Source organism: Lentimicrobiaceae bacterium (genome assembly GCA_020636745.1).
GTDB lineage: Bacteria > Bacteroidota > Bacteroidia > Bacteroidales > Lentimicrobiaceae > Lentimicrobium.
Window position 1 is genome coordinate 79,233 of sequence record JACJXH010000003.1, and the last position, 14,434, is coordinate 93,666.

The following is a 14,434-nucleotide window of genomic DNA, read 5'->3' on the forward strand; positions in this document are numbered from 1 at the left end:
AGGTATTGTAACTATAAATTCACATCTTTAATTTGAGAACCTTTGTCATGCCCCAAAATACCAGAAATGCAACCAGGGCAGCTTTTGTGAAATGATTAAAAACAGTGGCGAAATCGGTTTCAGCTTTTACTACCTGAAAGAAAAGAATAGGCAGCCACAAAATGAGGGTCGGATAATTTTTAGAAATGGCTATTGTCTTGATTATAATCCAGTTATAAAATATACCAATAAACAACAGGAAAATAATTCCACCGGTTGCTCCGTAATTTGCATAACCTTCACCAACCAGGGAGATGTCCATACTTGTTGATTCGGGAAGTTCGGTACCGGTAAATCTTTCAAAATTGGCACGTCCGCCTGCAACAGCTTTTTTAGGTGCCAAAACCCTGGGAAGAAGTCCTGCATATAAAGCAGTTTCAATGGTTTCACCTTTCACAAAACCATATTTTTCAGGCATATGGTTGAGTATTCTGGCGATAATCCATCCTTGATTCAGGCGGGCTCCCATGTTTTGAAGCGTTGATGTTTCGAAAAGGCTGGAAGGTTGAGAAAGCCGGCTCATGACTACTTCTTTGTAAATTTCTGAGTTGGATTTTGAACTTTCAGCATACCAGGTCGCCATTCTGTATTCCTGCTTGGTAGATTGAATAAGAAGTATAAGAGCCATTCCAAGAAAAATGATCATCACTTTTCCCAACATGGGGATTTTAAGAACAAAAGCTATAATCAGAAGGGAAAAAAGCATCCAAAGTACCAATTCGCCAAACATACCCATAAGTACCGAAGATGAAATAGCCAATCCCATAACACCGGCAAAAGCTATCCATTTGAACTTTGAGTTTGTAAAAAGAATTAAATACACCCCCACAAATTGCAGTCCTGATAAAAGAAAAAACAAAAATGAGAGACTTTTAGGTAAATATTTGCTGCCAAAACCTGCTGCGAGCCCAATAGCGGCAAGCATATAGCCCAGGTACTTTTTATCTTCAATAAATTTTGTGATCTTTTCAATGTCCTCATGGTTAATAATTCTTTCGTCGGTGAAAGGAAAATATAAGCCCAGCAGCATGGCAGCACACGCAGGTACAACATAATTCATATACTGGGCTTCATCAACAGCCATATAGTATAATGAATCATAAGGCAGGACATTGTATGCCAGTACAGGACCAATAATCCATTGCATCAGGGCAAGAAATGAGATCAAATCACGTACTTCTATTCGTTTACCCAGATCCTGAATAAATTTTATAATCACACAGGTTGAAATAGAAACTCCAATAGCAGAGACAAAATAGAGTCCGGTAAACAGTTGAAAAAAGGCAAATACTATCAGCCCAATCCATATTAATCCAAGACTCCTGTTTGTCAGGTACATTATAAGATGATTACTGGTTTGTAATTAATTTATTTTCAATGCTTTTAACTATTTCAGAAAAAGACCAGCTCTGAATTTTCCGATATGAAAATTCGCCCATTTCAGTAAGCTTGTGTTTGTTGGTTATCATTTTATTTATAGCACTTTTGCAATTTTCGTAATTGCCTGAAGTAAAAATAAAACCATTTCTCTCATTTTCAACCAAATCAACAGCACATCCAACTTTATCACTTACAAGGATTGCTTTTTTACAAGCCATAGCTTCATTCACAACCAGTCCCCAGGTTTCACCGGGGCCCTGCGATGGCAGGGCCAGAATGTTGGCCAGGTGATACACAACGGGCATCTTGCTTTGGTTTTGAAATGGCAGAAAATGTATATTTTTTGCGTTGGCCGCCAGGGTTCTCATTTCATTTTCCAATATTCCATTTCCGACAAAAACCAGATGCACATCAGGTTGGTTACAAGCAACAAAAGCCCTTAGTAGCAAAACCGGATTCTTTTTAGCCTCAAATTTTCCCACAAATAAAATAACTATAGCTTGCTGAGGGATGGCTAACTCTTTTCGCCAGGTATCAGCTGACTGTTGATAAGCATTATTTTCATCAGAAAAACGTTGAATATCAATGGCATGAGGAGCAAAGGATAATTCATTCTCCCTGAGCCCGTGTTTTAAAAAGTAGGCTTTATTGTTTTGACCTACATAGAATGCTCCGTCGATGTATTTGTATACCCATGTGAGTGTGAGCCGGCGGAGGAAAATTTTAATACTTTTAGTTTCATCAAGTAAAGTTGAATCTCCCCTGAAGTAGACAGGAATTTTGCCTTTAAAAAATTTCATGGCAGAAAAGTGGGCTTTGTAATTCCAGCCGAAAATCAATAAAGCATCAGCTCCCCATTGCTGGATAGTGTGGTTTAACTCCGGGCAATCGATACCTTTGTAGCTTCCGGGACCTGGATTGGCTGACACATTTTTTACAAAATCAAAATCATAGCCATTAAGCAGGGGAATATCCCATTTAATTTCTTTTCCGAAATCTTTATCATACAATGAATCAGAACTCTGACTCCAGGTATAGAATACTTTAGGCTCAATACTTTCAGATTTTGCCAGCAGTTCAAACATGGGGGCGTTGTACTGTATGGGATGTGATGAAATAATTGCTAATTTTAATTTTTTCATCTCTCAATTATTTTATTGAAAAATTCAACCTGTTTCTTTGAAGCTTCTCTGGCTGAATAAGGTTCAAATTCGGCCCAATTTGTATCCGGAGTAAAAGGGAGTTTGGATAATAAAGCTGCTAACATTGAATATACATGTTGACCACACACTTCGGGTGAATCATCATTCATAAAAGTTACGCACTCTCCAGCATTGGTTTTTTGCAGAATTTCAACCACACTGCTATTTTCATTAAAAACAGCCAGTAATGGTTTATTGGCTAATATATAAGGGTATAGTTTTGATGCGGTGTAGTTTGTATCAGTTGAACCGGGTATGATTAGCAGGTCGGCATCTTTAAGCACTTTCATGGCCTCAAAATAGGGGAGACGGTCTGTAATTTCAGAGACCAGATGACCTACACCATATTTTTCAGCAATGGGTTCAATTGTTTTGATTCCTTTACCATCGGCGGCATAACTGGTGCCCACAAAAAACATTCTAATCTTACTGAAAATATCATTTCCTGATTCAAGTCCTTTCTTTAATCCCCAAAAAATACTGCTGACTGCCAGGTTCATGTCATGGCCTCCCCGGCCAATGTATACCAGATGGATATTCCCATCAGAATGGTTGAAGAGATGATTTTTTAGTTCTATTTTATCAAGGATTTCAAAATCGATGCTTGCTCCTCCAAAAGGTATTACTCTGCACATTTCGGGGCTGATATTCTCATATCTTTCCATTAAAGTTTTTGGATATCCGGCCGAAACAGAGATAATCCCATCTACTTTTTTCATTGCAAAAGCCTCCATGTATTTATCCATCCGATAAGCCATCCAGAATTTGGGCGGTTGTTCATTTTTAGGCTTATCAAGGTAGAAATCATTCCTCCATGGGTCCTGCATATCAATAATGTAAGGAATGCCGAACTTTTTCTTCCATATTCGCCCTAAAATCATTACAGGAAAAGCTGTAGTGGAAAAATAAATCAGATCGTATTTGTTCGTCCTCAATAACTTATTGCCTGTTAAATAGTATGATTTTAATGAGCGGTAGCCAATATTTCCAAGTCCGAATTTTCTTGTTTTGGAAGCTTCCCAGGCTTTTATTCTGATTATTTCAGCATTGTCAGGCAGTGTTTTCAATAAAACAGGGTCAACACTCATTTCTACAAAAGCCGGTTCAATTGCAACAACCGTACTTTGCCATCCCATTTCATGAAAATACTTCAGGCTTTGTCTGACACGATGCATATCAGCTGCATTAACAGGAGGAAAGTTGGGCGATATAATGAGCACTTTTTTCATGCCTAAGAACTTCAAGTTTTAACTGTGATTTTTTACATTAACTGGTGAATTGAGGTACCATTCAACAAAACGGCTGATTCCTTCCCGAATACCGACAGAGGGTTTATAACCATAGTCAGCCGTTAGTTTATTTACATCAGAGAAAGTGCGTTTTACATCTCCTTTGCGCATGGGCTGGTAATCAATGATGGCTTTTTTCTCCAGCGCATTTTCAATCGTTTGTATGAAATCATGAAGATTTACCGGATTTGAATTTCCAATATTGTAAATCTGATAAGTGTCATTTTTCTGATTTCCTTTAATTACCAAAAATATACCATTCACAATGTCAGATACATAAGTGAAGTCGCGTTCAAGATCACCATTATTAAAAACCGTGATTTTTTTGCCCTCATGGATGTTTTTTACAAAGAGAAACGGAGCCATATCAGGTCTTCCCCAGGGGCCATAAACAGTAAAAAAACGTAAACCAGTTGTTTTAAGATTAAAAAGGTGACTATAGGAATGTGCCATCAATTCATTTGATTTTTTGGTGGCAGCATAAAGACTAATTGGATTGTCAACATTATCATCTTCGCGAAAAGGTACATTATCACGGTCGCCATAAACACTTGAACTGCTGGCATAAATAAAGTGACTAACCCCTGTTTGCCTGCAAGTATCCATGATATTTATAAAGCCGGTGATATTATCGGTAATATACGTGTGAGGATTGGCAATGCTGTATTGCACTCCAGCCTGGGCAGCAAGATTACAAACAATATCAAATTTTTCCTGATTCATCAGTTTTTCAAGGTAATATCTTTCACTGATATCGGTTTTTGAGAATTTAAGATGTGGATGGATGCTGCTCTGATACATGACATTTGGCCAAATATGAGTTTCGTCAAATCCCAGCAATGGAAGTTTGGCATATTTAAGCCTTACATCGTAGTAGCTGTTTATAACATCAATTCCTACAACCTGATATCCTTCTTCAATCAATTTCTTTGTCAGATGGAAACCGATGAATCCCAGGGCTCCTGTTACCAGTATTTTTTTCATAAGCTATTTAAATATTGAAGTAATCATTGCTTTCAGCATAATTTCCTGTTTTTCCCAGCAGAATTTTTCAGTGGAAACCTGCAAGGCGTTTGTTTTAGCTTCTGCAATCAGTTCCTTATCAGATAATAATTTGTTGAGTGTGTCAACCAGACTTTTGCGATCATGGTTTCTAAAAAGAAAAACACAATGAGGAGCTGCGGCAGCAACCTCTTTTTGACCTGAGGTATCGCTTGCCAAAACAGCAATTCCGCCGAGCATGTATTGCAATATTTTATTGGTAATGGTTAAATTTCTGCTGTCAGGAGTATACTCTTCGGTAGCCAAACCTATGTCATGCTCAGCAATTCTTGACAATAACTCCTGATGAGGCACCAGTTTATGAAAATATATTTTGTGACCCAAATGGGCAGGAAATAGCTTAAGAAGTTGTTCCTTGAAATTTCCGAACAGGTTACCCCTCAAGTGCAGTTGTAAAGGGGTTTTAACATCGTTTAGGGCGTCAACTAAAAACTCAAGTCCCCGCCCTGGTCCAATTGTCTGGGAATACCAGTGTATGGATGGTATGCTATGATCGTTTCTGTCAAGGAATTTCCCATCCATGAGGTTTCGTTCGGCAAGTGGAAAAACGTTGTGAAGCACTTTAGGCAGGGGTGAAGCCGCGAAATCAGCAAGCGCCCTGGCCAGGCTGTCAGATGTAGTGTAACAAAGCACCCCTTTGTTTAAGGCCTGTTTTTCATATTTTTCGAGTAGTTTAACAGGCCGGGTCCGGTTGGCTTCAGGCAGCAAATCGTGTGAATACCAATCTTCAAAGTCAAAGGCAACTTTAAACCCTCTTTGTATCAGTTTGCAGCCAATAACGGTACTAATCTCCTGATGGCAGGTATACAAATCAGCGTTTTCATTGATAGCTGCTTTTAAATTCCGTTTATAATCATAACCAAGGGCGTAGGCATTTTCTATCCCTAATCGGGCAATGATTTCTCCGGCTATTCTTTTGCGCAACCGTTCTTTAAAATGGTACCATTTGCCCGCCTGACCGGGAATCATATTGATGACGCCTTTAAGCTTCACCCGCTTATCAATCAGTCTAAAATCTTCTTCAAGCAAATCAGCATAAGTGAAGGTGGTGAGAATGGTCACATCATAACCGGCTTTTGCCAGTGTATTAGCTTCTTTCACAACCCTGGGATTGCGACACAAATGACTCTGGGTGAGGATACAGATTTTTTTATTCATATTACAAACATCCTTTACCGCTAAGTTTGTGAATACCTAACCGCAGTTTTTTTGCCGCTTTCCAACCCAGTAACTCTTTGGTGATTTCAATAATTTTACCACCCATCACAGGTTTTGATGGCTTTTTGCCTGTATCCTTTATTTTTTGTTGGCATATAGTGACAATATCGGGATACATTGGATAGGCATTGATGGCAATTTCCAGATAGAGTGTTGCCATAGCCTGCCGGTACGCGTCTGAATTTGTTTTTTCGCTCAGATAGCTGGATTTACTGTTTAAGGCATGCAAAGCACTCTCAAGATTAGCCTTTTTATTATATTTTGATGAAATGTTTCCGCCTGAAATAAAACGCCTGTAATAATTTATACCACCGGTGGTTCTGATGCCTTTTGAGGCAAGAACAGCTCTGGCAAAATATTCACCATCCTGATCGAGCAATAAAGATTCGTCCCACGGGCCAATTTTATCGGTTATTGATCTGGGTGTAAGCCAGGCGCTTGTCTGCACCATCCATCGTTCGCCATAACCGCCATAAAGCCTCACAAGAAAGTCAACCGGATCGTCGGTGTTGTATATCCAGGCTGATTCTTCGCGTGGATTCATCTCAATGTAATCCTCACCATCCATAAAGTGAACAGAAGGTGATATGCCAAGGCAGCCTTCATTTTTTTCGAGTATACTGATTTGTTTTTCAATCTTATCAAGGCTCAGAACATCATCAGCATCAAGGTATTGAATGTATTTACCTTTACTTAAACTCAGGCCTTTGTTTCTGGCAACACAGGCACCCTGGTTTTTCTGAACCAGTACTTTCAATTTTTCGGATTCGTAAGTTCGGGCAATCTCCACTGTTTTATCCTTCGATCCATCATCAATTACAAAAACCTCAATTTCAGGATAGGTTTGATGCACCACCGAATTGAGCGTTTCAGCAATGAACCTTTCTGCATTATAGGCAGGAATGATAACAGAAACGAGTGGTTGAGAATTTTGCAACATGATTTTCAGGTTCTAAATTAATAAAGCTCTCGTGAGAATTTGGGTCAATGACCAGAGTTTACCATTCCTTTGGTTTAAATATGACCCGTTTGAATATCTCAGTGTAGCTCATCCCTGATTCATTTTTAAGTATTTGCATTGTTTTCAGGGAGTGGTTTTTACCAATTCCTAAAATGTATCTTGCCTGGTTCCATCTTACCTTTCGCAGAGCTCTTTCTTTATCATTTGCATTAAGCGGACATTCAGGCTTCAGGAGCATTTCTTCAGCACACTTTACATATTTGAATGGTATTGTAAAATCAGTGCGGTTATTCTGCATTTCCTGCTCTTCGTGTTCGCGGTACCAAATAACGCCCTGAGCCATAAGAACAACAGGATATCTGGCACTCAACACATGCCACATTTCAAAATCGCCCAGGTATCTTTTCCCTGTGAACCCACCCACACTTTCAAATACATCCTTTTTGATTATTGCAGATAACGGGGCTCTGTGAAATAGCAAAGACTCAAAGTAATGATACTTATATGCTTCCTCACATTTCAACATAAATGGATAAGGCCGCATTTTATCAGCTGGCATAGTAGATAACCCATAGCCAGCTTCCGGAAATTTTTCCATTCCCGAAACCATAACTTCCAGGCCGGTCGGGTAAATCATATCATCGGCATCAACATACTTCAGGTATTTTCCACTGGCCAGGCTGGCTGCTTTATTTCTGTTGGGGTAGTCGCCAAGGTTCTTTTCGTTTTTGAATACTTTGACCCTTTTGTCTTTCTGAGCATAACTTAACGCAATTTCATAACTCTTGTCTTTTGACTGGTCGTCAACTATGATGAGTTCAAAATTTTCGTAAGTAGAAGCTAAAACGCTTTCAACAGCAATTGCCAGATATTTTTCCCGGTTATAAGTGGTCATTAATACGCTGACCAATGGTTTATCATTTGTACTCATTTGCTTGTTTCTTTAGTTTTTTTTTGCCTGGATTCCCTGTGGAGGTAAGCCCACATATTTTTTTTGAGATTTTTCAATCCCGTTCATGCCTTTAGTTTTTGCATAATAGCTGAAAATGAAAGCAGCCTTCCAACCGGCCCTGATTAAGGTAAAGTTATACAAAATCCAATGGAGCTTTTCTGTGAACGATAACTCGTTCATTTTCAATAATCTGTATTTTACTTTCAGGATAGCCACAAGCGGATTCGGGGGATACTTGATATAGCCATAGAATTTATAATTCTGATATAGAATTATGTAACTCCTTTTAAAATAAAATTTAAAATCCTGATGATGATAGTGGTACACACGGGCACGGTAATCATAAACAATTTTATATCCGGCCTCAAGCGCATCTTTAGCCCAGAGTGTATCTTCGGAGAACATCAGTTTCCGAAAGGGCAGTTTTTCTTTGATTGACTTGCGATAAACCGCATTTACATCGTCCCAATTGCAATAGCTGTGTTGCTCTTTTCCGCTCAGGCTGGTAAAATCTTCCTGATTTTTAAATTGCCACCAGAAAGGTTGAGCTTCACTTGCCGGTCTGAACCATTGAAGCGGGTTTTTCTCTTTGTCGTGTGCCACAATCTGCTGTCCGCATACACCTGCAACTTCCGGATCTTCGAAATGCTTCAGCATTAGTTCAATCCAGTTGTCAGTAGCCGGCGTTGCATCCTGAACAGTCATAACAACAAACTCTCCGGTTGCAAGCTGAACACCCAGGTTGCGGGTTTCGCCGTGATTAAACTCAGCAGGAGGGAGGTTGTGGATTTTTACCGGGTATTTTTGAAGCAATTCAAGGGTGCCATCAGTTGAACCGGAATCAATAATAATCACCTCCATTTGTTCTTTAACGGTTTGCCTGAACAAACCATCAAGGCATGAAGGCAGTGTATCTATTCCGTTTTTTACTGGAATTACCACCGAAACCATTACTTTACCGACCAGGCTTTCTTCCATGCTTGATTTATTTTAGTAATTTGTGTTTCCCTATTCCACTTTCCAGTTTTCCTTTATTCATCTCCCGGTTTATAAACGTTTTTACAAATGAATGTTTGTAAAGTCTGAGCACCATCAGTAGCATGAGGAATGAAGATTTAACAGCAAATTTTGCAGTAAAAATGTGGTGTTTCATTCCAAAAGAAAGAATTTTATATGTCACCTTGTAATTCAGCGATTTTATGGCTCCATTAGTCACATTCTGACCTAAATATCTCAGCTTTTGCCAAACTGGTTTATCTTTGGAATGGATGAGTTGAAGGCTATGTGTTGTAAACACTTCCAGCCTGCTGTTCATTTTTGCAGGCGAGCTAATTTCATTCTGACTTATGCTTCCGGTTTTATGCTGCCGGTAATAGATATCCGGCGGGAGCGTATAAAATTTTTCGTATTTCAGGTCTGCGATCAAAGCTTTTAAATGGATATCAACATCCTGCCAGCATGCCAGGCCTTCGGTAAAACCGCCGATTTTTTCAACACCACTCTTTTTCCAGATTGGTCCGCTGGTTTGCCAGACAGCATCCAACGATAAAAACCGGAGAAGGTCAGGTTCGCTGGTTTCAATATTCCACAATACCTCTGATTTTTCAGGAAATTCATAAAACATAAGCATTGGAAATACAAGAAAATCGAGTGCAGGATGTTGTATAATTACATTCAGTCTTTGCTGAAGGCAAAAAGGGGCAAGCAAATCATCAGAATCCAGAAAAATTAAATACTCACCCTTTGATTCTTTTAAACCAATGTTTCGGCAAACCGGAGCGCCTGTAGGTTCGTGGTGACGTTTCAGGTACTTGATACGGCTGTCGGCAGAAGCATATGCATGGCCAATTTCATCGCTGTTATCGTCAGAACCATCGTCCACAACAATAGCTTCCCAATTGGGGTAGGTTTGATTTATAATTGAGTCAAGAGTCTCTTTCAATAAATTACCCCTGTTGAAATTCGGAATAACAATTGAAATTAATACAGAATTTACCATTCGTTTAAAGTTGGTTGATTTTCCAGTTTAAATTCGGATGAATAAGTCCTTTAGGTAAACTTCCAAGTGAAATACCCATTTGATCATACTCGAGTTCAGAAATGGTAAAACTGATTGTTTCAGTTTGAGAAATCAACACTCTTTCTTTAGGTATATCTACCATGATTCTAATGTAATATTTGTGGGCATTCAGAAAGTTTGCAGGGATTTCGCAAATGCTTTCATATTTTCCAACCGCTCTGGGCATGCCTCTGTCCCAAGCAACAAAATCGCTTGTATAAAAAATCTCATCACCTCTGGTTGAGAAAAGTTGCACAATAATTCTCATACTTCTAATCTCTTTCAAAACCTCATAGTTTACTTTTACCAATACAGGTTTTCCATTTGTGAGTATTGATTCAGTGCTGTTGTTTTCATCTACAATTCGAATGCTCTTTAAAAGAAAATCTTCTGATTTTGACATCAGTCCCTGGCCATAGATAGCCATTCTTGAAACCTGATTTGATGCATCAGATAAATAATGGTCAATTATTTCATCTGTTTTTCCGTCTGCTTCTACACTGCCTTTTGAAAGTAATACCGATCTTTTGCAGAGTCTTCGTATTGCACCCATATCATGGCTTACAAAAAGAACTGTCCGGCCATTTTTTGATACTTCGTCCATCTTACCAAGGGCTTTTCGCTGAAAATCAGCGTCTCCAACGGCAAGAACTTCATCAACGATAAGAATTTCAGGTTCTAAATGTGCTGCAACTGCAAACGCCAGCCTTACATACATTCCGCTGGAATAGCGTTTTACAGGTGTATTCACATATTTTTTTATTCCTGAAAATTCAACAATTTCATCAAATTTTAGATTGATTTCCTTTTTGGTCATACCCAAAATCGCCCCGTTCAGGAAAATATTCTCTTTGCCAGTTAATTCAGGATGAAATCCAGTACCAACTTCCAGCAAACTTGCTATTCTGCCATTTATTTTGATATTACCTGAAGTAGGGGCCGTCACTTTTGAAAGCAGTTTGAGCAGTGTAGATTTTCCTGCTCCATTTTTTCCAATTAATCCTACAACCTCGCCTTCAGTTACTTGAAAATTAATGTTTTGTAATGCCCAAACATATTGATCTCCAACGGAATCCAGGGTATTTGTGCTTCCTATTTTTAAGCTAGGATCCTCTTTACCTCTTACTTTAGCGATGAATCGGTTTAAATCATGACTCAGCGTACCTGTACTCACAACACCCAACCGGTATTGTTTTGAAACATCCTCGAATTTTATAACAACTTTTGACATTTTTTTTCAATTTAAGACGTTAATAATCAGAAAAGTAGCTGATTAAACTGTATCCATAAAAGTTCGCTCAACCTTATTGAAAATAAGAATGCCTATTAGCAATAAGACAATCGTAAACCCAAAGGAATAAAGAAGATAAGCATAACTTATACTTCCCGTTCCGAGTAATGCAGTTTTAAATGTTTCAATGATAGGAGTCATGGGGTTAGCCAGCACCAGTAACCTGTATTTTTCAGGAATTTGCGACAAGGGGTAAATAACCGGAGTCGCATACATCCAGAGGGTTACTCCGAATGTAACCAAATGAACCAAATCGCGGTATTTTGTAGTCAGTGATGAGATAATAATCCCAAAGCCCAGCCCCATCCCGGCTATCATTAACACAAGTACAGGAATAAGCAATACTGTTATTCCAGGGTGCACGTCAGCTCCTTTCATCATAAAATAGAACAAAAAGGCCAGCAAAAAGAGGAATTGGATTACAAAACTTACCAGATTAGAAATCACAATAGATATAGGCATAGCAAGCCGGGGAAAATACACTTTTCCAAAAATTGAAGCATTCTTGATGAAAGTCTGTGAGGTGTCATTTAGGCAGGTTGAAAAATAGTTCCATCCGACTATTCCTGAGAGATAGAACAACATTTTAGGGATTCCATCGGTTGGGATTCCTGCAATGTTTCCAAAAACTACCGTAAACATAAGGGTAGTTAACAATGGCTGAATAATGAACCAGATTGGGCCCAGAATGGTTTGCTTGTATTTTGAAACAAAATCCCTTCTTACGAAAAGGCCAATCAGGTCGCGGTATTGCCATAATTCCTTAAGATTAACATCAAACAGGCTGCGCTTGGGCTTTAAAATAATTGTCCAGGATTCATTCGCTCCTGTGTCAGTCTGACCCGCTATTTTGGTATTTGCCATATTATTTCAGATTTTGAGCTTTATTGATTTTTTGAAAGGAAGTCAGCATAAGCGCTTTTTATCCCTTCTTCAAGTTGAATGGATGGTGAATATCCCAGCGATTTAAGATAGGAAATGTCTAAAAGCTTTCTGGGGGTTCCATCTGGTTTGGTAACATCAAATTCAAGTTCTCCTTTAAATCCCACTATGCTTTTGATGAGTAAAGCTAAATCCTTAATTGAGATATCCTGACCCCATCCGATATTCACAAACTTATTTCCACTGTAGTTATTCATCAGAAAAATACAGGCGTTAGCCAAATCATCCACATGCATAAATTCTCTTAGTGGAGAACCTGTGCCCCAGATAATTACCTTGTCTTTATTGCTGATTTTTGCCTCATGAAATTTTCTGATAAGAGCCGGAAGTACATGTGAATTCTGAAGGTCATAGTTATCTTCAGGGCCATACAGATTGGTTGGCATGGCAGCAATAAAGTCGGTACCATATTGCAGATTGTAATTTTCACAAAGCTTCAATCCTGCAATTTTTGCAATAGCATAGGGTTCATTCGTATATTCAAGAAGTCCTGTAAGAAGGTACTCTTCTTTAATAGGCTGAGGCGCATGTTTAGGATAAATGCAGGAACTGCCAAGGAAGAGTAGCTTTTTAACATTGCTTTGCCAGGCATTGTGCAGTACGTTATTCTGAATTACCAGATTTTCGTAAAGAAATTGAGCCCGGTAAGTATTGTTGGCCACAATGCCTCCAACTTTAGCGGCAGCATAAAAAACGTAATCAGGTTGGTATTCACTATACATTGTTTCAACAGCGTGCTGATTCATTAAATCAATCTGAATATAACGCACAGCATCAGAAACGGCAGATGGTTTTCTGTTTCTGTAAGTGCCAGATACATTGGTATATCCCTGTTTGATTAAAGCACGTACTATTGAACTGCCCACCATGCCGGCTGCACCTGCAACCAGTATCTTATCCGTTTTATTCATAGTAACTGTGTATTTCGTATCCACCATCTTTCAGGTATTTGTCTTTCTGCATCAATTTGATGTCAGACATCATCATGTCATGCACTAAGGCCTTCAAATCATATTCTGGTTCCCACCCAAGTTTTTGTTTTGATTTTGTAGGATCGCCAATCAGTAACTCAACTTCTGTGGGTCTGAAATAACGCTCATCTATTTTAACGACAACAGTTCCCGGTTTGATGTAATAGTTTTCATTTGAGCATGAAGCTACAATGCCTGTTTCATGAATTCCTTCACCCTTAAACTCAAGCGCGATGCCAACCTCTTCAAAAGCAAGCCTTACAAAGTCTCTTACTTCGGTGGTAACACCCGTTGCTATTACGTAATCATCAGGTTTGTCTTGTTGCAAAATAAGGTGCATGGCTTTGATATAATCTTTTGCATGCCCCCAGTCGCGTTTAGCCGAAAGATTCCCCAAATGAAGAGAATCCTGCATCCCCATGGCAATTTTTGCAACTGCCATGGTAATTTTCCGGGTAACAAATGTTTCTCCACGGATAGGTGATTCGTGATTGAATAATATTCCATTGCAGGCAAACATGTTATATGCTTCGCGGTAATTTACCATAATCCAGTATGCATATAGTTTAGCTACAGCATAAGGGGAGCGGGGATAAAACGGCGTTTTTTCACTTTGCGGAATCTCCTGAACCAGTCCGTAGAGTTCAGAAGTGGATGCCTGGTAAATTTTAGTTTTTTCGGTCAGATTTAAGAGTCTGACAGCTTCCAGCAACCTCAGAGCACCAATTGCATCAGCGTTTGCTGTATATTCGGCCGTGTCAAAACTTACCTTAACATGCGACATTGCGGCCAGATTGTATATCTCGTCAGGCTGGGTTTCCTGCACAATTCTAATCAAATTGGTAGAATCGGTCATATCTCCATAATGGAGAATGAAATTTTGGTTATCAACAAAAGGATCCTGATAAAGGTGATCAATACGGTTGGTATTGAAAAGAGATGATCTTCTTTTGATACCATGTACAATGTATCCTTTTTTTAACAAATATTCCGAAAGATAGGCTCCATCCTGACCGGTAATTCCTGTAATGAGTGCAATTTTATTGTTCATCCTGCCTTGGGTTTAAG

Annotated in this window: 13 protein-coding genes; all 13 read right to left on the reverse strand. The window is 39.0% G+C overall.

What is annotated here, in order from left to right; translation table 11 throughout:
• Positions 1 to 19: 19 nt before the first annotated feature.
• Genes H6541_05745 through gmd form a run of 13 tightly spaced genes read right to left on the reverse strand, consistent with a single transcriptional unit; the run spans position 20 to position 14,417 of the window.
• Positions 20 to 1,378, reverse strand: a complete 1,359-nt coding sequence (locus H6541_05745; GenBank protein ID MCB9015281.1) for a hypothetical protein — start codon at positions 1,376 to 1,378, stop codon at positions 20 to 22.
• A gap of 10 nt (positions 1,379 to 1,388) precedes the next feature.
• Positions 1,389 to 2,561 (reverse strand): glycosyltransferase family 4 protein, encoded by a 1,173-nt coding sequence (locus tag H6541_05750; GenBank protein ID MCB9015282.1) that lies wholly within the window; start codon positions 2,559 to 2,561, stop codon positions 1,389 to 1,391.
• Positions 2,558 to 3,850, reverse strand: a complete 1,293-nt coding sequence (locus H6541_05755; protein MCB9015283.1) for a glycosyltransferase — start codon at positions 3,848 to 3,850, stop codon at positions 2,558 to 2,560. The genes H6541_05750 and H6541_05755 overlap by 4 nt, the downstream gene beginning before the upstream one ends.
• A gap of 18 nt (positions 3,851 to 3,868) precedes the next feature.
• Positions 3,869 to 4,894 carry a GDP-mannose 4,6-dehydratase gene (locus H6541_05760; GenBank protein ID MCB9015284.1) on the reverse strand — a complete coding sequence of 342 codons (1,026 nt, stop codon included), beginning with the start codon at positions 4,892 to 4,894 and terminating at the stop codon, positions 3,869 to 3,871.
• Positions 4,895 to 4,897: 3 nt separating this feature from the next.
• Positions 4,898 to 6,130, reverse strand: coding sequence for a glycosyltransferase (locus H6541_05765; protein ID MCB9015285.1), 1,233 nt, complete (start codon positions 6,128 to 6,130; stop codon positions 4,898 to 4,900).
• A gap of 1 nt (position 6,131) precedes the next feature.
• Positions 6,132 to 7,130 carry a glycosyltransferase family 2 protein gene (locus tag H6541_05770; protein MCB9015286.1) on the reverse strand — a complete coding sequence of 333 codons (999 nt, stop codon included), beginning with the start codon at positions 7,128 to 7,130 and terminating at the stop codon, positions 6,132 to 6,134.
• A gap of 58 nt (positions 7,131 to 7,188) precedes the next feature.
• Positions 7,189 to 8,082: a glycosyltransferase family 2 protein gene (locus tag H6541_05775; GenBank protein MCB9015287.1), complete on the reverse strand. Its 894-nt coding sequence runs from the start codon at positions 8,080 to 8,082 to the stop codon at positions 7,189 to 7,191.
• Between the two features lie 12 nt (positions 8,083 to 8,094).
• Positions 8,095 to 9,081 (reverse strand): glycosyltransferase family 2 protein, encoded by a 987-nt coding sequence (locus tag H6541_05780; GenBank protein ID MCB9015288.1) that lies wholly within the window; start codon positions 9,079 to 9,081, stop codon positions 8,095 to 8,097.
• Between the two features lie 7 nt (positions 9,082 to 9,088).
• Positions 9,089 to 10,102, reverse strand: coding sequence for a glycosyltransferase family 2 protein (locus tag H6541_05785; GenBank protein MCB9015289.1), 1,014 nt, complete (start codon positions 10,100 to 10,102; stop codon positions 9,089 to 9,091).
• A gap of 4 nt (positions 10,103 to 10,106) precedes the next feature.
• Positions 10,107 to 11,393, reverse strand: a complete 1,287-nt coding sequence (locus tag H6541_05790) for an ATP-binding cassette domain-containing protein (GenBank protein MCB9015290.1) — start codon at positions 11,391 to 11,393, stop codon at positions 10,107 to 10,109.
• Between the two features lie 42 nt (positions 11,394 to 11,435).
• A complete protein-coding gene (locus tag H6541_05795; GenBank protein MCB9015291.1) occupies positions 11,436 to 12,317 on the reverse strand; it encodes an ABC transporter permease in 882 nt (293 codons plus the stop codon).
• A gap of 20 nt (positions 12,318 to 12,337) precedes the next feature.
• Positions 12,338 to 13,306: a GDP-L-fucose synthase gene (locus H6541_05800; GenBank protein ID MCB9015292.1), complete on the reverse strand. Its 969-nt coding sequence runs from the start codon at positions 13,304 to 13,306 to the stop codon at positions 12,338 to 12,340.
• Positions 13,299 to 14,417: a GDP-mannose 4,6-dehydratase gene (gmd, locus tag H6541_05805; protein MCB9015293.1), complete on the reverse strand. Its 1,119-nt coding sequence runs from the start codon at positions 14,415 to 14,417 to the stop codon at positions 13,299 to 13,301. Before gmd ends, H6541_05800 begins: the two co-directional genes overlap by 8 nt.
• Between the last annotated feature and the right edge of the window lie 17 nt (positions 14,418 to 14,434).